The organism is Delftia sp. WSY_16, from assembly GCF_043104415.1.
Lineage (GTDB): Bacteria > Pseudomonadota > Gammaproteobacteria > Burkholderiales > Burkholderiaceae_C > Comamonas > Comamonas tsuruhatensis.
The window spans coordinates 317,508-335,987 of sequence record NZ_JBICKS010000019.1 but is presented as its reverse complement, the minus strand read 5'-3'; the positions used below and the strand labels follow the sequence as shown (position 1 = coordinate 335,987).

At 65.2% G+C, this 18,480-nt stretch carries 17 protein-coding genes; 6 read left to right on the top strand and 11 right to left on the bottom strand.

What is annotated here, in order from left to right:
- Positions 1 to 80: 80 nt before the first annotated feature.
- From ACF8O7_RS10945 to ACF8O7_RS10915, 7 genes are all read right to left on the bottom strand, one after another.
- Positions 81 to 2,972, bottom strand: coding sequence for a FimV/HubP family polar landmark protein (locus ACF8O7_RS10945; protein ID WP_392443349.1), 2,892 nt, complete (start codon positions 2,970 to 2,972; stop codon positions 81 to 83).
- Positions 2,973 to 3,339: 367 nt separating this feature from the next.
- Positions 3,340 to 4,452: an aspartate-semialdehyde dehydrogenase gene (gene asd, locus ACF8O7_RS10940; RefSeq protein WP_016447765.1), complete on the bottom strand. Its 1,113-nt coding sequence runs from the start codon at positions 4,450 to 4,452 to the stop codon at positions 3,340 to 3,342.
- 395 nt (positions 4,453 to 4,847) lie between these two features.
- Positions 4,848 to 5,918, bottom strand: coding sequence for a 3-isopropylmalate dehydrogenase (leuB, locus tag ACF8O7_RS10935; protein WP_016447764.1), 1,071 nt, complete (start codon positions 5,916 to 5,918; stop codon positions 4,848 to 4,850).
- 96 nt (positions 5,919 to 6,014) lie between these two features.
- The gene (leuD, locus tag ACF8O7_RS10930) at positions 6,015 to 6,668 is read right to left on the bottom strand and encodes a 3-isopropylmalate dehydratase small subunit (protein WP_016447763.1); all 654 of its coding nucleotides are present in this window, start codon (positions 6,666 to 6,668) and stop codon (positions 6,015 to 6,017) included.
- Between the two features lie 20 nt (positions 6,669 to 6,688).
- Positions 6,689 to 6,814, bottom strand: coding sequence for an entericidin A/B family lipoprotein (locus ACF8O7_RS10925; RefSeq protein ID WP_012207035.1), 126 nt, complete (start codon positions 6,812 to 6,814; stop codon positions 6,689 to 6,691).
- Between the two features lie 26 nt (positions 6,815 to 6,840).
- Positions 6,841 to 8,262, bottom strand: coding sequence for a 3-isopropylmalate dehydratase large subunit (gene leuC / locus ACF8O7_RS10920; protein ID WP_126310800.1), 1,422 nt, complete (start codon positions 8,260 to 8,262; stop codon positions 6,841 to 6,843).
- A gap of 65 nt (positions 8,263 to 8,327) precedes the next feature.
- A complete protein-coding gene (locus ACF8O7_RS10915; RefSeq protein WP_016447761.1) occupies positions 8,328 to 9,272 on the bottom strand; it encodes a LysR substrate-binding domain-containing protein in 945 nt (314 codons plus the stop codon).
- Positions 9,273 to 9,513: 241 nt separating this feature from the next.
- On the opposite strand from ACF8O7_RS10915, the gene ACF8O7_RS10910 reads away from it, so the two are divergent.
- Positions 9,514 to 10,770, top strand: coding sequence for a tetratricopeptide repeat protein (locus ACF8O7_RS10910; RefSeq protein WP_227468439.1), 1,257 nt, complete (start codon positions 9,514 to 9,516; stop codon positions 10,768 to 10,770).
- Between the two features lie 69 nt (positions 10,771 to 10,839).
- On the opposite strand, the gene dnaJ is transcribed toward ACF8O7_RS10910, so the two are convergent.
- The 3 genes from dnaJ to grpE all read right to left on the bottom strand — a co-directional run bounded on the left by dnaJ (position 10,840) and on the right by grpE (position 14,689).
- Positions 10,840 to 11,979, bottom strand: coding sequence for a molecular chaperone DnaJ (dnaJ, locus tag ACF8O7_RS10905; protein WP_016447759.1), 1,140 nt, complete (start codon positions 11,977 to 11,979; stop codon positions 10,840 to 10,842).
- Between the two features lie 100 nt (positions 11,980 to 12,079).
- Positions 12,080 to 14,029 carry a molecular chaperone DnaK gene (gene dnaK, locus ACF8O7_RS10900; RefSeq protein ID WP_016447758.1) on the bottom strand — a complete coding sequence of 650 codons (1,950 nt, stop codon included), beginning with the start codon at positions 14,027 to 14,029 and terminating at the stop codon, positions 12,080 to 12,082.
- Positions 14,030 to 14,143: 114 nt separating this feature from the next.
- Positions 14,144 to 14,689 (bottom strand): nucleotide exchange factor GrpE, encoded by a 546-nt coding sequence (grpE, locus tag ACF8O7_RS10895; protein WP_016447757.1) that lies wholly within the window; start codon positions 14,687 to 14,689, stop codon positions 14,144 to 14,146.
- A gap of 302 nt (positions 14,690 to 14,991) precedes the next feature.
- Here grpE and rpsF point away from each other — a divergent pair, with 302 nt between their 5' ends.
- The 5 genes from rpsF to dnaB all read left to right on the top strand — a co-directional run bounded on the left by rpsF (position 14,992) and on the right by dnaB (position 18,005).
- Entirely contained in the window at positions 14,992 to 15,354 is a 363-nt protein-coding gene (gene rpsF / locus ACF8O7_RS10890; RefSeq protein WP_012207028.1) for a 30S ribosomal protein S6, read from the top strand.
- Between the two features lie 26 nt (positions 15,355 to 15,380).
- The gene (gene priB / locus ACF8O7_RS10885; protein ID WP_016451191.1) at positions 15,381 to 15,671 is read left to right on the top strand and encodes a primosomal replication protein N; all 291 of its coding nucleotides are present in this window, start codon (positions 15,381 to 15,383) and stop codon (positions 15,669 to 15,671) included.
- Positions 15,672 to 15,689: 18 nt separating this feature from the next.
- Positions 15,690 to 15,971: a 30S ribosomal protein S18 gene (gene rpsR, locus ACF8O7_RS10880; RefSeq protein WP_012207026.1), complete on the top strand. Its 282-nt coding sequence runs from the start codon at positions 15,690 to 15,692 to the stop codon at positions 15,969 to 15,971.
- Between the two features lie 12 nt (positions 15,972 to 15,983).
- Complete coding sequence (rplI, locus tag ACF8O7_RS10875; RefSeq protein ID WP_016447755.1) at positions 15,984 to 16,436, top strand: 50S ribosomal protein L9; 453 nt, start codon at positions 15,984 to 15,986, stop codon at positions 16,434 to 16,436.
- Positions 16,437 to 16,568: 132 nt separating this feature from the next.
- Positions 16,569 to 18,005 carry a replicative DNA helicase gene (gene dnaB / locus ACF8O7_RS10870; protein WP_016447754.1) on the top strand — a complete coding sequence of 479 codons (1,437 nt, stop codon included), beginning with the start codon at positions 16,569 to 16,571 and terminating at the stop codon, positions 18,003 to 18,005.
- A 76-nt stretch (positions 18,006 to 18,081) separates the two neighbouring features.
- Here dnaB and ACF8O7_RS10865 read toward each other — a convergent pair whose 3' ends face one another.
- Positions 18,082 to 18,480: a hypothetical protein gene (locus ACF8O7_RS10865; RefSeq protein ID WP_047326624.1), complete on the bottom strand. Its 399-nt coding sequence runs from the start codon at positions 18,478 to 18,480 to the stop codon at positions 18,082 to 18,084.

Sequence of the window (18,480 nt, the reverse complement as noted above, 5' to 3'; positions counted from 1 at the left end):
GTTGTCAGTTTTCCATGGTGGCATGTACCACCCTGTCACGCGAAACCGGCACGCGGCGCCTGGGCAGGCGCCGTCGGGCTTCAGTCTATCTCGGCAAGGAGGCGCTGGGCTTTGGCCTTGAGATCGCCGTGGGCCTCGGAGATCACTTCCTCGATGAGTGTACGGGCTCCGTCGCTGTCGCCGATGGCATTGAATTCCTGGGCCAGGGCGAGCTTGGTGGCCAGCGGGTCCTCGGGCGCCGAAGGCGGCGTTGCGGCCGTGGGAGTGTCATTGCCCAGGTCCAGGGACAGGCTGCCCAAGTCGAATTCCAGCGATTCGGCCGGTTCCGGCTTGGCCTTGGCCGCCGTTTCCAGCACGCCGCCCGAATGCGCTGCTGCCGGCGCTTGGGCTGGCGCCTCGGTGCCCAGGTCTTCCAGGTTGAACTCCATGGCGTCCAGCGACAGCAGATCGGTACTGGCGTGGCTGTCGTCCGTGGTGGAACCGGTCAGGGGCGAGGGTTCGGTGGCCGGGAAGCTGTCCGTGACCTGCCGTGTGACGGGCATGTCCAGCGGCAGCATCTCGGTCGGCTGCATGTCGCTCATGGCACTGCTGTGGTTCAGGGCATCCGTCAGCGAGGCATGGGCCGTGGGCTGGAAGCCGGGCATGTCCAGCGATGCAGCAGGCGGCTCCACGCGGGGATCCATGCGAGGCGCCTCGCTTGCTGCGGGCTGCATGGGCTCCAGTGGTGCGCGCAGCGTGGGCTCCAGCGCAGCGAAGTCCTGTTCGCTGGGCATGGGGGCCGGTGCGGGCAGCGGGCTGGCGTGCTGCGCGGGCAGGCTGGCGTCGGCCAGGCCGCCGGGCAGGTCCATGTTGAGGTCCATGTCCAGGTCCATGGGCAGGGTGGCAGGGCCTTCGCGGTGCGCCTCCATGTCCAGGGGGTGGCTGGCCAGCGAGGCGGCCGCCAGTCCGGCAGCTGCCGCTGCGGCGCCGCCGGCAACGGCGGCAGCAGACAGGGGCGCGGCGCCGGCAGGCTGGTAGAGGGCGTTTTCCGGGTCCAGGATGCGGCCCTGGTCGGCCAGGCGCTGCCAGTCCACGCCCTTGCCCTGGGTCAGGCCGTGCAGGGTCTGCGCGACGGCCTCGAAGGCCTTGCGGTCATGGCGCTTGGCGTAGATGTCGGCCAGCTTCTGGTGCAGTGCGGTGCGGCTGGGATCGGTGCGCAGGGCTTCCTTGAGGATTTCCTCTGCCTGCAGGTCGCGGCCATAGGCCAGGTAGACATCGGCCTCGGCCACGGGGTCCACATCGCCGGCATCGAGCTGACTGGGCGAGTAGTGCATGGAGGTGCCCGACAGCTGGCTCGATGTGCCGGTATCCACGCGTTGGCCGCCACTGGCTCCAAAGAAGGAATCGGCGGCGAGCTGGCTGTCGCCAAAGGCGCTTTCGCTGGAGGCTGCGGCAGCGCGGCGGCGCTGCATGACGCGGTAGCCACCATAGCCCAGCAGCAGGGCCAGCAAGGCGGCGCCGGCCAGCGGGATGGTGGGATCTTCCATCAGCGTATCGATGAAGCTGGGCTCGGCGATCGGTGCGACGGGGGCGGGTGCCGGCTTGGGCTTCGGCGGCTCGGCAGGAGCGGGCGTGGCGGGCACGGCTTCTGCCGCGGGCGCTGCCGGGCCGGCAGCATTGGCTGCGGCGTCTGGAGCAGCAGCGGTGGCGGCAGCGGCCGCAGCGGCTGCATCGGCAGGCGCCGCCGGGGCCGGGGGCGTTGTCTGGGGCGCTGCAGCTTCAGGCGCTGCAGGCACGGTCGGCGCGCCCGGCACAGCCACGCCGTTTGCCGTGCCGCCGGCTGCCGAGGCAGGTGCTGCAGCAGCACCTTCGGCGGGCTTGGTGGCGGCGGCGATCTGGCTCAGCTCGGACATGTTGCGCTGCAGTTCGGCCGTGCGCGATGCCTGGTCGTCGGACTGCTTTTGCTTGGCCAGGCGCTCGTCTGCCTCCACGCCCTTGACAGCACCTTTGGACAGGGTGAGCTTGTCGGGTGCGGCGGTGGAGGGCTTGCGGTCTTCGACCTGGGCCTGGACGCTGCCCGATGCTTCACGATTGGCCGATGCCACGGGCGCGGCCGGTGCGGCGCTGGCCAGCTGGCGGCGGAACTGGTTGAAATCCCGGGACTGGGCTGCAACGATCTGGCGCGCCTCGCGCGGCGAGGTGGCCTGTGCCGTGGCCTCGTCAGGCACGGTGAGCACGGCGCCGGAGCGCATGCGGTTCACATTGCCGTTGATGAAGGCCTTGGGGTTGGAGCGCAGCATGGCCACCAGCATCTGGTCCAGCGAAACGCCTGCGGGCAGGTGGGCGGCGGCAATGCGGCCGGCCGTGTCTCCGGTCTTGATGCGGACCTCGGATGCTTCGGACGGTGCCGGCGCTGCAGCAGCGCGCTCGCGGGCTGATGCGGTGCTCCGGCGCGGGGCTGCCGGAGCAGGGGCTGGACGGCTTTCCTCGGTGTTGCCTGCGGCAGCTGGCGAGGGGGCCGGCGCGGCGCCCGGTTCGGGGGCGGAGGCCTGGGCCGCAGCCGTCACGGCAGGCGGCAGCTTTTGCAGGGTGGGCGGATCCAGCAGCAGGGTGTAGTTGCGCTGCAGGTTGCCCGAGGCCCAGCTGGCGTCGATCACCAGATCGACAAAGGGCTCGTTGACGGGCTGGGTGCTTGTGAGTCGCAGCACGGCCGATCCGTCCGCGCGACGCTGCACGCTGACGCGCACCTGGCTGGCCGTGGCGTTGTACTCCATGCCCTGGGTGCGGAAGACGCCGGGAGAGGCCACGCCCACGCGCAGGCCTTCGGCTTCAGCCGCCGTGATCTGGGGGATTTCGACTTCGGCACGCAGGGGCTCGCCCAGGGCCGATTGCACGTTCACCCGGCCCAGAGCCAGTGCCCAGGCCTCGGAGGCGGGCAGTGCGACCGAGACGACGGCCGCAGCGGCCAGCACAGAGAGTTTCCAACGATGCATAAAGCGTCAAACCTGTGTGGATGCAATTGGGCGGGCACTATTGTTATTGTGAGGATGCCCGCGTTTGCACATGTAATTGAAATTTACCCGGGGATAGATGGCACGCCATATACCAAGGTGCTTGGGTCGCATTGTCGGCCACGCTATAGGATCGCAAGCGTCTGGTTGCCGGTGAACGCTGCCAGTTGTTGTCGAACGGCAACGAGAAGAAACACAATGTATCTTCGGTGATTGTAGGCAACCGCCTACAGTCAGGGGACAAGAGACTTGGGCATTGTGCCCAATCGCACAGGGTTTAAAGCCGAAAAAAGCGCCATGTCCCGGGCCAGGACATGGCGCTTTTTGTGTTGGCTCAAGCCGGCGGTGCTCAGGCGGCCAGCAGGATGCGCAGCATGCGGCGCAGCGGCTCGGCGGCTCCCCACAGCAGTTGGTCGCCGATCACGAAGGCCGACAGGTATTCGGGGCCCATGTTCAGCTTGCGCACGCGGCCCACGCCGACTTCCAGGCCGCCGGTGATGGCGGCGGGCGTCAGTTCCTTGACGGTGATGGCGCGTTCATTGGGAACCCACTTCACCCAGGGATTGCCGGACTTGATGATGGCTTCCAGCTCCTGCAGGGGCAGGTCCTTCTTGAGCTTGAGGGTCAGCGCCAGGCTGTGGCAGCGCATGGCGCCGATGCGCACGCACAGGCCGTCGACGGGAATGGTCTGCTCCGTGCCCAGGATCTTGTTGACCTCGGCCTGGCCCTTCCACTCTTCCTTGGACTGGCCGTTGTCCAGCTGTGCGTCGATCCAGGGGATCAGGCCGCCAGCCAGAGGCGCGCCGAAGAATTCGGTGGGCACATCGGTGCGGATGGTCTGAGCCACCTTGCGGTCGATATCCAGGATGGCGGAGGCGGGCGTGGCCAGCTCGTCGGCCACGGCCGCATGCACCACGCCCATGCCCTTGAGCAGTTCGCGCATGTGGTTGGCGCCGCCACCGGAGGCTGCCTGGTAGGTCATGGAGCTGACCCATTCCACGAGACCGGCCTTGAACAGGCCGCCCAGCCCCATCAGCAGGATGGAGTTGGTGCAGTTGCCGCCAATCCAGTTCTTGCCGCCCGCGGCGAGCTTGGACTGGATCAGGCCTTCATTGACGGGGTCGAGCACGATGACGGCATCGCCTTCCATGCGCAGCGACGATGCGGCATCGATCCAGTGGCCGTTCCAGCCCGAGGCGCGCAGCTGGGGGAAGACTTCCTTGGTGTAGTCACCGCCCTGGCAGGTGATGATGATGTCGCACTTGGACAGCTCGGCAATGTCGTTGGCATTGCGCAGCTCGGTGTGGGTCTTCGCCATGGCCGGGGCCTTGCCGCCGGCGTTGGAGGTGGAGAAGAAAACGGGCTCGATCAGGTCGAAATCGCCCTCTGCCTGCATGCGGTCCATCAGCACGGAGCCGACCATGCCGCGCCAGCCCACCAGGCCTACCAATTGCTTGCTCATTTTTGAAACGCCCTTTCAGTGTGAAAACAGTGCTGGATCAAGACTGTTGTCGCCCGGCTCGTCTGGGCCAGGTGAGGGCGCACGACGAACCGGGCTGGGTCAGCCTTTGATTGTCGTAATGGTTGTGGATGTGATTGCGCGCACGGCCACACCAGCCTGGGCGGCGGGTGCAATGTTCAGCAGGAGGAACGGGCGGGCGGCAAACATAAGAGCAGTCATTCTAGCGAATACGCCAGGAAAGAGAATGTCTGTTTGATGAATATCTTCGTCGAAATGGCGAAAAGCAGACGTCTGTTTTGACGCTTTGCCAAGTTCTGGAAAATCCTGGCCAGGCCAGGCCAGGCCAGGCCAGGCCAGGCAGCCGCAAGCCCGGAGGCTCGCGGCTGTCGTGGACGTCAGGCCAGCGCGGCCACCACGGCATCGCCCATCTCGCGGGTGGAGACCTTGGTCGTGCCTTCGCTGTGGATGTCGGCCGTGCGCAGGCCCTGGGCCAGGACCTTTTGCACGGCGGCTTCGATACGCTGTGCAGCAGCCTCCTGGTTCAGCGAGAAGCGCAGCATCATTGCAGCCGACAGGATGGTGGCCAGCGGATTGGCAATGCCCTTGCCCGCAATGTCGGGGGCCGAGCCATGGCTGGGCTCGTACAGACCCTGGCCCTTGGCGTTGAGCGAGGCGGAGGGCAGCATGCCGATGGAGCCGGTGAGCATGGAGGCTTCATCGGACAGGATGTCGCCAAACATATTGCCCGTGACCACCACGTCGAAGCGCTTGGGCTCCTTGACCAGTTGCATGGCGGCGTTGTCCACGTACATGTGGTCCAGTTGCACGTCGGGGTACTGCTGGCCCACCTCGGTGACCACGTCCTTCCAGAACTGGAAGGTTTCCAGCACGTTGGCCTTGTCCACGCTGGTCACGCGCTTGCTGCGCTTTTGCGCGGCCTGGAAGGCCACGTGGGCGATGCGCTCGATCTCGGGCTTGGAGTAGCGCATGGTGTCGAAGGCTTCCTCGGCGCCGGGGAAGTGGCCGTCGGTGGCCACGCGGCGGCCGCGCGGCTGGCCGAAGTAGATGTCGCCGGTCAGCTCGCGGATGATGAGGATGTCCAGGCCTGCGACCAGTTCGGGCTTGAGGCTGGAGGCATGGGTCAGCTCCGCATAGCAGATGGCCGGGCGGAAGTTGGCAAACAGACCCATGTGCTTGCGCAGGCCCAGGATGGCCTGCTCGGGGCGCAGCGGGCGGTCCAGCGTGTCGTACTTCCAGTCGCCCACGGCGCCGAACAGCACGGCGTCGGACTCCATGGCCAGCTTCAGCGTGGATTCGGGCAGCGGGTGGCCGGCAGCTTCGTAGGCAGCGCCGCCCACGGGGGCGGTCTGCATGTCGAAGTCCAGGCCCAGGGCGCCCAGCACCTTCACGGCTTCCGCAACGATTTCGGGGCCGATGCCATCACCGGGCAAGACTGCGATTTTCATGGTGTTCCTTTTGAGAGACTGTTCGGATGGTGGAAGGCCGCCGGCGGCTGGTTCAGCAACGCCTGCGGCCCATTGATGCGCGCAAGTGGAGATCGATCAGCGCTGCACCAGCGTGTGGGCCAGCCAGGGCTTGGTGGCCAGGCGCTCAGCCTCGTAGGCGCGGATCTTGTCGGCATGGCGCAGGGTCAGGCCGATGTCGTCAAAACCGTTGAGCAGGCAGTACTTGCGGAAGGCAATGACGTCGAAGGGGATCTCCTCGCCCTGCGGGCGCACGATCACCTGGCGGTCCAGGTCGATGGTCAGCTCGTAGCCGGGGAAGGCCGCGATCTCGTTGAACAGCATGTCGATCGTGGCTTCGGGCAGCACGATGGGCAGCAGGCCGTTCTTGAAGCAGTTGTTGAAGAAGATGTCGGCGAAGCTGGGTGCCAGGATGGCGCGAAAGCCGTACTGGTCCAGGGCCCAGGGCGCGTGCTCGCGGCTGGAGCCGCAGCCGAAGTTCTTGCGTGCGACCAGGATGGAGGCGCCCGCATAGCGCGGCTGATTGAGCACGAAGTCGGGGTTGGGCTTGCGCGAGGCCGGGTCCTGGCCGGGTTCGCCATGGTCCAGGTAGCGCCACTCGTCGAACAGGTTCACGCCGAAGCCGGTCTTCTTGATCGACTTGAGGAACTGCTTGGGAATGATGGCGTCGGTGTCGACGTTTTCGCGGTCCATGGGGGCGACAAGGCCCTTGTGCACGGTGAATTGTTGCATGGCAGTATCGAATTCAGGGTTCAGCGGGCGGCGCGTTCGATGGCGCTGCCCGCGCTTTGCACGTCCTGGCCAATGCCCTTGACGGTATTGCAGGCGGCCAGGGTGAAGGCCAGGCCGATCAGGAGGATCGAGAAGGAAGGCTTCATGGTGTGCTGGCGGGGCAGTTGCGGGTTCAGGAGAATCTGCGGATGTCCACGAAGTGGCCGTGGATGGCCGCGGCAGCGGCCATGGCGGGGCTCACCAGGTGGGTGCGTCCGCCCGCGCCCTGGCGGCCTTCGAAGTTGCGGTTGCTGGTGGAGGCGCAGCGCTCGCCGGGCTCCAGGCGGTCGGCGTTCATGGCCAGGCACATGGAGCAGCCGGGTTCGCGCCATTCAAAGCCTGCCGCCTTGAAGATCTGGTCCAGGCCTTCGCGCTCGGCCTGCTCCTTGACCAGGCCCGATCCGGGCACCACCATGGCCAGCTTGATGTTGCGTGCCACCTTCTGGCCCAGCTTCTTGACCACGGCGGCGGCTTCGCGCATGTCTTCGATGCGGCTGTTGGTGCACGAGCCGATGAAGACCTTGTCCACGAAGATGTCGTCGATGGCCTTGCCGGGTTCCAGCGCCATGTAGGTCAGCGCGCGCTCGATGGCGCCGCGCTTGCTGGCATCCTTTTCCTTGTCGGGATCGGGCACGCGGGCATCCACGCCCAGCACCATTTCGGGCGAGGTGCCCCAGGTGACCTGCGGCACGATCTCGCTGGCCTGCAGCTCGACCACGCGGTCGAACTTCGCATCGGCATCGGAGTGCAGCGTCTTCCAGTAGGAGACGGCGGCGTCCCATTCGGCGCCGGTGGGGGCCAGCGGGCGGCCCTTGACGTAGGCGATGGTCTTGTCGTCCACGGCCACCAGGCCGGCGCGTGCGCCGCCTTCGATGGCCATGTTGCAGACCGTCATGCGGCCTTCCATGCTCAGGTCGCGGATGGCCTCGCCTGCGAACTCGATGGTGTAGCCCGTGCCGCCTGCCGTGCCGATCTTGCCGATGATGGCCAGCACGATGTCCTTGGCCGTGATGCCGGGCGCCGCCTTGCCGCTGACGTTGATCAGCATGTTCTTGGCCTTCTTGGCCAGCAGGGTCTGGGTGGCCATCACGTGCTCGACTTCGGAGGTGCCGATGCCGTGGGCCAGTGCGCCGAAGGCCCCATGCGTGGACGTGTGGCTGTCGCCGCAGACCACGGTCATGCCGGGCAGGGTGGCGCCTTGCTCGGGACCCATGACGTGGACGATGCCCTGGCCCTTGTCCATGAAGGGAAAGAAGGCCGCAGAGCCGAACTCGCCGATGTTGGTGTTCAGCGTGGTGATCTGTTCCTTGCTGATGGGGTCGGCAATGCCGTCATAGCCGCGCTCCCAGCCGTCGGTGGGTGTGTTGTGGTCGGCCGTGGCCACCACCGAGCTGATGCGCCACAGCTTGCGGCCGGCCATGCGCAGGCCTTCGAAGGCCTGGGGGCTGGTGACTTCGTGCACCAGGTGGCGGTCGATGTAGAGGACGGCGGTGCCGTCATCCTCGGTGTGGATGACATGCTCGTCGAAGATCTTGTCGTAGAGGGTGCGTCCCATGGCGTTCTCGAATGGTTGGTGTCGTGGGGAAATTCTTGGATGTGCATCCGGCGGGCAAGGGGCCTTCAGGATGCGCTGGCCGGCGGGCTCAGGTGCTCCACCAGCAGGCGGGCCGTAACGGGTAGCGCGTCGAAGTCGCGCGCCACGATGCTCAGCTCGCGCCGTGCCCAGTCGTCGCTGAGCTCCAGGGCGCGCAGATGGCCCACGCCGTGCATGAGCTCGAAGGCGCGGTCGGGGATCAGTCCCACGCCCAGGCCGTTGTCGATCATGCGGCACATGGCATCCAGGCTGGTGACCTGGATGCGCTGGTGCAGCGCATGCCCGGCCTGGGCCGCAGCCGCACGCATGGCCAGGCTGATGGAGGAGCCGGCCTGCAGGCTGACGATGTCCCATTCGAGCACATCGGCAAAGGCCACGCTGTCGCTGTGCGCCAGCGCGTGCTGCTCGGGCACCACGACGACCAGCCGGTCCTCGCGGTAGGGGCGGTGCTGCAGCGCGGGAGTGGCCTGGCCATTGCCCAGCGGCATGTATGCCATGGAGCAGATGCCGATGTCGGCCGTGCCTTCCTGCACCGCCGCCAGCACGGCGGGGCTGAGCTGCTCCTGCAGGTCGATCTTGACCTGGCCATGCTTGCGCGCGAAGACGCCCAGGTCTTCCGGCAGGAACTGCACGATGGCCGACATATTGGCGTGGATGCGTACATGGCCGCGCACGCCATCGGCGTACTCGGACAGCTCGCCCTGCATGCGCTCCAGGCCATACAGCACGTTGCGCGCGTGGTGCAGCAGGCTTTCGCCGGCAGGAGTGAGTGTCACGCCACGGCTGTGGCGATACAGCAGGGCCGTGTCCACGGTGGCCTCGAGGTCGGACAGGCGCTTGCTCACCGCCGAAGCGGCGATGAACTCACGCTCTGCCGCTCGTCCGATGCTGCCAAGTTCGCAGACAGCCACGAACAGCTGCAAGGAGGTAAGGTCTATGCGCCGTGCAAAACTGCGCTCTGAATTCTTCATGTGGTGGGGTTCAGGCTTCTCATTAGGAGAAGTTGAATGGATTTTCTCGCACAAGTCATCGATCTGTCATCTTCAAGCGCGATGTCTTTGGTGATGTCGTGCGATTTCATGGAGATGGGGGTCATGCCTCGTGGCGATGGCTGCGGGCAGCCATGCCCGCCGGAACGCCGGTTGCATACTGAAAGAATTTGTCAATCTTTGCGCCAGTCGCCTGCATGGATTGCTGCAAAAATAAGAGCATATGAACGATCGATACCCGACGGGCCTGCGAGCCCTGCCTGCAGGCCTGTCATTGCTGCTGGCCGCAGCCCTGTCCTGCATGGCCGTCCCGGCGTCTGCCAAGCCGCAGCCACCAGCGAAGAACACGGCCAAGAGCGGCGCGAAGGCCCCCGCCAAGCCTGCGGCCAAGGCAGCTGCGAGGCCGACAGGCAAGATCGCCGTCAAATCCAAGGGCAAGCCGGCACCTGCCACCACCCGCAGCGCACCTGCCAAGGCGGCCGCCGCTGCAGGCGTGGTGGGCGGCGCTGCCGCAGCGGGGGCTGCAGCTGCAGCCGCAGGTGGCGGCGTGTCCAAGGGTGAGTCCGGCCTGAGCGCTGCCGAGCTTGCAGCGCTGCAGCAGCATGCCGAGCAGGGGGAGGCCAGCGCCCAGTACGCGCTGGGCTCGCTGTACAAGCGCGGCCAGGGCGTTGCCCTGGATGCGGAGACTGCCGCCCGGTGGTATGAGAAATCGGCCCAGCAAGGCTATGCGCCGGCTCAGTCCGACCTGGGTTTGATGTACGCCAATGGCCGTGGCGTGGTGCGCGACGATGCGCAGGCTGTGCAGTGGTATCGCAAGGCTGCCGAGCAGGGTGACGCCGTGGCACAGAACAACCTGGGCCTGATGCTGGCCGAGGGGCGCGGAGCCGCCAAGGATCCCGTCCAGGCCGTGCAATGGTTCCAGCGCTCTGCCGAACAGGGGGAGGCGGCCGGCCAGTACAGCCTGGGCGTGATGTATGCCACGGGCCGGGGCGTGGCCGAGGATGTGGCGCAGGCGCTGCGCTGGTTTGTGGCGGCGGCAGGCCAGGGCCATGTCGATGCGCAATTCAACGCCGGCATGCTCTATGCCGAGGGTGGCGTGGTCGATCGCGACATGGCGCAGGCCGCACACTGGCTGGAGAAGGCGGCCGAGCAGGGCAGTGCCGCAGCCCAGTCCAACCTGGGCGTTCTGTATGCCAATGGCCAGGGCGTGCCTGCCAGCGACAAGCAGGCCGCGCGCTGGCTGGAGCGTGCCGCCCAGCAGGGCGACGCGCTGGCGCAGTCCAATCTGGCCAGCCTCTATTCCTCGGGCAAGGGCGTGGAGCGCAGCCCGTCGCAGGCCTATTTCTGGATGCTGCTGGCAGCGGGCAAGGACAGCTCTCTCGCGGCCAAGCGCGACAGCATGGCCCAGCCGCTGAGCGCGGCAGAGCGCGCACGTGCCGAGCGGCAGGCGGCGGCCTGGAAGGCCAAACCCGCTCCCTGAGTCCTGTTGAGGATGCACCAATGAAAAACGCCTCGGAAGAGGCGTTTTTGTTGGGGGCTCAGTGCTGCATCAGCTGAAGAAGCTCTTGAGCCTGTCGGTCCAGCTCTCGCCGCTGGGCGAATGCTTGGCGCCGCCCTTCTTGAGCGATTCCTCCAGCTCGCGCAGCAGCTTGCGCTGGTACTCGGTCAGCTTGACGGGCGTCTCGACCACGATGTGGCAGTACAGGTCACCGGGGTAGCTGGAGCGCACGCCCTTGATGCCCTTGCCGCGCAGGCGGAACTGCTTGCCGGCCTGGGTGCCTTCGGGGATGTCGATGGCCGCCTTGCCCGAGAGGGTGGGTACCTCGATCTCGCCACCCAGCGCTGCCGTGATGAAGCTCACGGGCACGTTGCAGTGCAGATCGTCGCCATCGCGCTCGAAGATGTCGTGGTCCTTGATGCGGATCTCGATGTAGAGATCGCCTGCAGGCCCGCCATTGGTGCCGGGTTCGCCATTGCCCGAGGAGCGGATGCGCATGCCGTCGTCGATGCCTGCGGGAATCTTCACTTCCAGCGTCTTCTGGCGCTTGACCTTGCCCTGGCCGCCGCAGCTGGTGCAGGGTTCGGGAATGATCTTGCCGGTGCCTCGGCAGTGCGGGCAGGTCTGCTGCACGCTGAAGAAGCCCTGGCGCATCTGCACGCTGCCCATGCCGTTGCAGGTGGTGCAGGTCTTGGCGCTGGTGCCGGGCTTGGCGCCGCTGCCGTGGCAGATGTCGCAGCTGTCCCAGCTGGGGATGCGTATCTGCGCATCCTTGCCGTGGGCAGCCTCTTCCAGCGTGATCTCCATGGCATAGCTGAGGTCGTTGCCACGGTAGACCTGGCGGCCGCCACCTGCGCCGCCGCGCCGCCCGCCCTGGTTGAACATGTCGCCGAAGATGTCGCCAAAGGCCTCGGCAAAGCCGCCAAAGCCTTCTGCGCCGCCGCCCATGCCGCGGTTGGGGTCCACGCCTGCGTGGCCGTACTGATCGTAGGCCGCGCGTTTGTTGCTGTCGGAGAGCATCTCGTAGGCCTCCTTGGCCTCCTTGAATTTCTCTTCCGCCTCGCGTGCGGCATCCCCCTGGTTGCGGTCAGGGTGGTACTTCATCGCCAGCTTGCGATAAGCCTTCTTGATGTCGTCGTCCGAGGCGTTCTTGGCAACGCCGAGGACCTCGTAAAAATCGCGTTTGGACATGGTGTTTGCTAGCCAGTCAGTGAGAACAGGAACGCCGCGTCAGCCCCTTGGCAGGGCCGAGCGCGGCGGCAAGCGGTCGTCAAGGGACCACGCGCTGGGTTCAGTCCTTCTTGACTTCCTTGACTTCGGCGTCGACGACGTTGTCGTCAGCGGCTGCAGCACCGGCCGAGGCGCCTGCAGCACCGGCGGCTGCTGCGGCGGCGGCTGCCTCGGGGGCGCCCGCTGCCTGTGCATCGGCGTACATCTTCTCGCCGAGCTTCTGGCTGACCGTCATCAGCGCCGTGGTCTTGGCGTCGATGGCGTCCTTGTCCTCGCCCTTGAGCGCTTCTTCCAGGTCCTTGACGGCGCTCTCGATGGCGGTCTTCTCGCCAGCGTCGAGCTTGTCGCCATGCTCGCCCAGGCTCTTCTTGACGCTGTGCACGGCAGCTTCGCCCTGGTTGCGGGCCTGGACCAGTTCCAGCTTCTTCTTGTCGTCGGCGGCGTTCAGCTCGGCGTCCTTGACCATCTTCTGGATCTCTTCCTCGGACAGGCCGGAGTTCGCCTTGATGGTGATCTTGTTTTCCTTGCCCGATGCCTTGTCCTTGGCGGACACGTTCAGGATGCCGTTGGCGTCGATGTCAAAGGCCACTTCGATCTGGGGCACGCCACGCGCGGCCGGCGGGATGCCTTCGAGGTTGAACTCGCCCAGCATCTTGTTGCCCGAAGCCATTTCGCGCTCGCCCTGGAACACCTTGATCGTCACGGCAGGCTGGTTGTCGTCGGCCGTCGAGAAGGTCTGTGCGAACTTCGTCGGGATGGTGGTGTTCTTGGTGATCATCTTGGTCATCACGCCACCCAGCGTCTCGATGCCCAGCGACAGCGGTGTCACGTCCAGCAGCAGCACGTCCTTGCGGTCACCCGACAGAACCTGGCCCTGCACGGCGGCGCCCACGGCCACGGCTTCGTCGGGGTTCACGTCCTTGCGGGGATCCTTGCCGAAGAATTCCTTGACCTTTTCCTGCACCTTGGGCATGCGGGTCATGCCGCCGACCAGGATGACGTCATCGATGTCGGACACGGACACGCCTGCGTCCTTGATGGCCGTGCGGCAGGGCGCAATGGTGCGCTCGATCAGGTCCTCGACCAGGCTTTCCAGCTTGGCGCGGGTCAGCTTGATGTTCAGGTGCTTGGGACCCGAGGCATCGGCCGTGATGTAGGGCAGGTTGATGTCGGTCTGGGCCGAGTTCGACAGCTCGATCTTGGCCTTCTCGGCGGCTTCCTTCAGGCGCTGCAGCGCCAGCACGTCCTTGGACAGATCGACGCCCTGTTCCTTCTTGAACTCGGTGATGATGTAGTCGATGATGCGCTGGTCGAAGTCTTCGCCGCCCAGGAAGGTGTCGCCGTTGGTCGACAGCACTTCGAACTGCTTTTCGCCGTCCACATCGGCGATTTCGATGATGGACACGTCGAAGGTGCCGCCGCCCAGGTCATACACGGCGATCTTGCGGTCGCCCTTGTCGGTCTTGTCCAGGCCGAAGGCCAGGGCCGCCGCCGTGGGTTCGTTGATGATGCGCTTGACTTCCAGGCCGGCGATGCGGCCGGCGTCCTTGGTGGCCTGGCGCTGGGCGTCGTTGAAGTAAGCGGGCACGGTGATCACGGCCTCGGTCACGGGCTCGCCCAGGTAGTCCTCGGCGGTCTTCTTCATCTTGCGCAGCACTTCGGCGGAAATCTGCGGCGGGGCCAGCTTCTGGCCGCGCACTTCCACCCAGGCGTCGCCGTTGTCGGCGCGCGAGATGGTGTAGGGCATCAGGTCGATGTCCTTTTGCACTTCCTTCTCGTCGAACTTGCGGCCGATCAGGCGCTTGGCGGCATAGATGGTGTTGCGGGGGTTGGTGACCGCCTGGCGCTTGGCCGAGGCGCCGACGAGGATCTCGCCGTCTTCCTGGTACGCAATGATCGACGGCGTGGTGCGCGCACCTTCGCTGTTCTCGATCACGCGCGTGGTGTTGCCGTCCATGATGGCCACGCAGCTATTGGTGGTGCCCAGGTCAATACCGATGATTTTTCCCATTTTGAGTTCTCTCCGCGTTCTGTGAAATGTTTGAATGACTGCTAACTTGTGGCCGGCTCGCGCAGCTTCAAGGGGCTTGTCCCCTTTTTTGTCAGTGCTGCCGTGAGTGCCCGCTTACTGGGGCTGGGCCACGGTCACGAGGGCCGGGCGCAGGATGCGGTCGGCGATCAGGTAGCCCTTTTGCAGCACCGATACCACGGTGTTGGCTTCCTGCTGTGCAGGCACCATGCTGATCGCCTGGTGCAGGTTGGGGTCGAATTTCTCGCCGGCAGCCGGATTGATGGTCACGACCTTGTTGCGCTCAAGGGCCGAGGTCAGCTGGCGCAGCGTGGCGTCGGCGCCTTCGCGCAGCTGTTCCGGCGTGGCCTGTTGAATGGCCAGGGCGGCATCCAGGCTGTCGCAGACAGGCAGAAGGCTTTCGGCAAAGCTCTCGATGCCGAATTTGCGCGCCTTGGAGACTTCGTCTTCTGCGCGGCGGCGCACATTCTCGGCCTCGGCCTTGGCGCGCAGGAACTGGTCTGCCAGCTCGGCGCTCTTGGCCTTGAGTTCGGCCAGCTCGGCCTGCAGGCGCTGCAGCTCGTCGGCTGCATTGGCCGCCATGGCGGCTTCGATTTCTTCCGGGGCTGCGTCTTGCAAGGGGTTGGAGTTTTGTTCAGACATGGATAGAGACTTCAGCTACAAAACAAAGCGGTCGCCAGACTGGAGGCCAGGCGATTGCACGATCTTGAATCGAGATGCGAGCGGATCGGTGTATTTTCAAGGGCTTTGTGCATGTGCATCCGCGCGGCAGAGGTACACGGTGAGGGCAAAAGCCGGGCGACGGGGCAAAAGCCCCACACAGATCCGGGGTCTCGGGCAGTGCGAAGTGTACAGATGGAAGAGGGCTGCGCTAGAATCCAATGCTTTGCCTTGCCGCACCGCTACAAGACGCAGTGGGCGGCGTTTTCCCAAAAGGAGTCGATATGCGTCATTACGAAATCGTTTTGTTGATCCACCCGGATCAGAGCGAGCAGGTTCCCGCCATGCTGGAACGCTACAAGGGCATGATCACCGCTGGCGGTGGCAAGGTCCATCGCGAAGAAGACTGGGGCCGTCGCCAACTGGCTTACATGATCAACAAGCTCGCCAAGGCCCACTACCTGTGCCTGAACATCGAAGCCGACCAGGCTGTGATGGCTGAGCTGGAGCATGCCTTCAAGTTCAACGATGCCGTGCTGCGTCACCTGACGGTTCAGAAGAAGAAGGCCGATACGGCTCCTTCCTCGATGATGAAGACCGTCGAGCGTGAAGAGGCCCGCAAGGCCAGCCAGACCGAACAGGCCTGAGCCCAGCCCTGTCAGAACCTGAAGGAGTGGAGAACCACGTTGTACTGACGGCCGCCATCGCAGAGCTTCAAGCACTGCGCTACACGCCGGCAGGGCTGCCAGCCCTTGAACTGCGACTCGAGCATGCGTCGCGGCAGAAAGAGGCGGGAAGCGAGCGCAGCGTGACGGCATCTGTCAAGGCGGTGGCCTTTGGCGCGCTGGCTGAAAAGCTGGCCCGCCAGGCGCTCGGCAGCCAGTGGAAGTTCCAAGGCTTCCTGGCAACGCCCCGCAACGGCAAATTGCTGGTTCTTCACATCCAGGACATTCAACAAAACTAATTTTCAAGAGGTCCAGAAATGGCCACGTTCAAGAAATTCAACAAGGACAAGCGCCCCAAGCGCAACACGCAGTCGCTGCTGTTCAAGCGCAAGCGCTTCTGCCGCTTCACCGTCGCCGGCGTCGAAGAAATCGACTACAAGGATGTGGACACCCTGCGTGACTTCATCGGTGAAAACGGCAAGATCGTCCCCGCTCGCCTGACCGGCACGCGCGCCATCTACCAGCGTCAGTTGAACACTGCCATCAAGCGCGCCCGCTTCCTGGCTCTGGTTCCTTACTCTGACCAGCACAAGATCTAAGGAATACAACCCATGCAAGTCATTCTGCTCGACAAGGTTGTGAACCTCGGTGGCCTCGGCGATATCGTCAAGGTCAAGGACGGCTACGCCCGCAACTTCCTGATCCCCACGGGCGCTGCCCGTCGCGCCACGGCTTCCGCCAAGGCCGAGTTCGAAGCCAAGCGCGCCGAACTGGAAAAGCAAGCGGCTGAAAAGCTGGCTGCTGCCCAGCAACTGGGCGAAAAGCTCAACGGCGTGAACGTCAAGCTGACCCAGAAGGCTGGCGTTGACGGCCGCCTGTTCGGTTCGGTGACCAATGCCGACATCGCCGAAGAACTGACCAAGGCCGGTTTTGCCGTTGCCAAGTCGCAAGTTCGCCTGGTCAACGGTCCCATCAAGACCGTGGGCGACGCCACCGTGGTCGTGGCACTGCACACCGACGTCAGCGTCGAAGTGTCGGTGTCGGTCTACGGCGACCACTCCTGATCCGGGGCTTGTTCCGTATCACCAAAAAGCCGCCTTCGGGCGGCTTTTTGCTTTGCCGCGCCCGGGTGATGACGCCGGGTGGCGCGGCCTTTTGCCTGCCGCTACGATGGCGGGCTCATCTCCAGGAATTCCATGTCGTCCGTAATGCCCCCGCTCGATCTCGATGATGCGTTCGCACCGCTGCTGCCCGCTGGCGACCAGCAGGTCGCGCAGTTGCGCGTGCCGCCGCATTCGATGGAGTCCGAGTCCAGCGTGCTGGGTGGCCTGCTTCTGGACAACAGTGCCTGGGACCGCGTGGGCGATCTGCTGGTGGATGGTGATTTCTACCGCCATGAGCACAAGCTGATTTACGAGGCCATCGGCAAGCTGATCAATGCCAGCAAGCCGGCCGACGTGATCACGGTGTACGAGCATTTGCAGGGCATGGGCAAGGCCGAGGAAATTGGCGGCCTGCTGTACCTGAACCAGCTGGCGCAGTACGTGCCCAGTGCCACCAACATCCGGCGCTACGCGGAGATCGTGCGCGAGCGCTCCATCCTGCGCAAGCTGGTGACGGCCAGTGATGACATCGCCACCAATGCCTTCAATCCGCAGGGCAAGACGGTGGACCGCATCCTTGACGAGGCCGAGCAGAAGATCCTGGCCATCGGCGAGGAGGGGGCGCGCAACAAGCAGGGCTTCCAGTCGCTCGACACGCTGGTGGTGGACCTGCTGGACCGTGTCCAGGAGATGGCCGACAACCCCATGGACGTGACCGGCGTGCCAACGGGCTTTGTCGATCTTGACCGCATGACCAGTGGCCTGCAGGCTGGCGACCTGGTGGTGCTGGCCGCACGCCCCTCGATGGGCAAGACCTCGTTTGCGGTGAATATCGCCGAGCACGTGGCGCTCAACGAAGGCCTGCCGGTCGCCATTTTCTCCATGGAAATGGGCGCGGCCCAGCTGGCGGTGCGTATCGTCGGCTCTATCGGCCGCGTCAACCAGGGCAATCTGCGCACGGGCAAGCTCAACGATGACGAGTGGCCGCGCCTGACGGAAGCCATCGAGCGGCTGCGCACGGTGTCCCTGCACATCGACGAGACGCCCGGCCTGTCGCCTACGGAGCTGCGCGCCAATGCGCGGCGCCTGGCGCGTACCTGCGGCAAGCTGGGCCTGATCGTGGTCGACTATCTGCAGCTGATGAGCGGCTCGGGTTCGGCCGCCAGTTCCGACAACCGTGCGACCGAGCTGGGCGAGATTTCGCGGGGCTTGAAGATGCTGGCCAAGGAGTTGCAGTGCCCGGTGATTGCCCTGTCCCAGCTCAACCGTTCGGTGGAGCAGCGCACCGACAAGCGCCCCATGATGTCCGACCTGCGCGAATCGGGCGCCATCGAGCAGGATGCCGACATCATCATGTTCATCTACCGCGATGACTACTACAACAAGGACAGCAAGGAGCCCAACATCGCCGAAGTCATCATCGGCAAGCAGCGTAACGGCCCGACCGGCACAGTCAAGCTGTTCTTTCAGAAAAACCAGACGCGCTTCGAGAACCTGGCCGTGGGCTACGGTGGTGGCGACGAGTACTGATTGCAGCACTTGGCTTTCAGGCTTTCCATGAAAAACGGCCCCGAGGGGCCGTTTGGTTTTTTTTGCAGTGGGCGGTCTATGTACGCCAGGCATGGATCAGCAGACCTGCCACGCAGGCGCCGAGGATGGCGCAGGCCCAGGCCAGCCGCTGGGCGCCCGTGCGCAGCGCACCCACGGTGGCCACGATCTGGGCATTCTGCTCGGCCAGCTTCTCGATCAGTTCCAGCGACTGGCGCTGTGACTGCTCCAGCTGCGTGATGCGGGCTTCCTGGGCCTGGATCAGCAGCAGAGCCTGTTCGCCAGCCGAGCGCGGAGCTGCCAGCGGCTCGCCGGCCGCAGCCGGCTGCGCGACGACCGCCTGCTCCGCATCCTTTTTGCGCAGCAGGCTCTTGGCTGCCTTGACGACCTGGGGGGTGGCCTCGATGACATCGCCCCAGGGCACCAGCTTCAGCGCCGTGATCCAGCTGATCGCCAT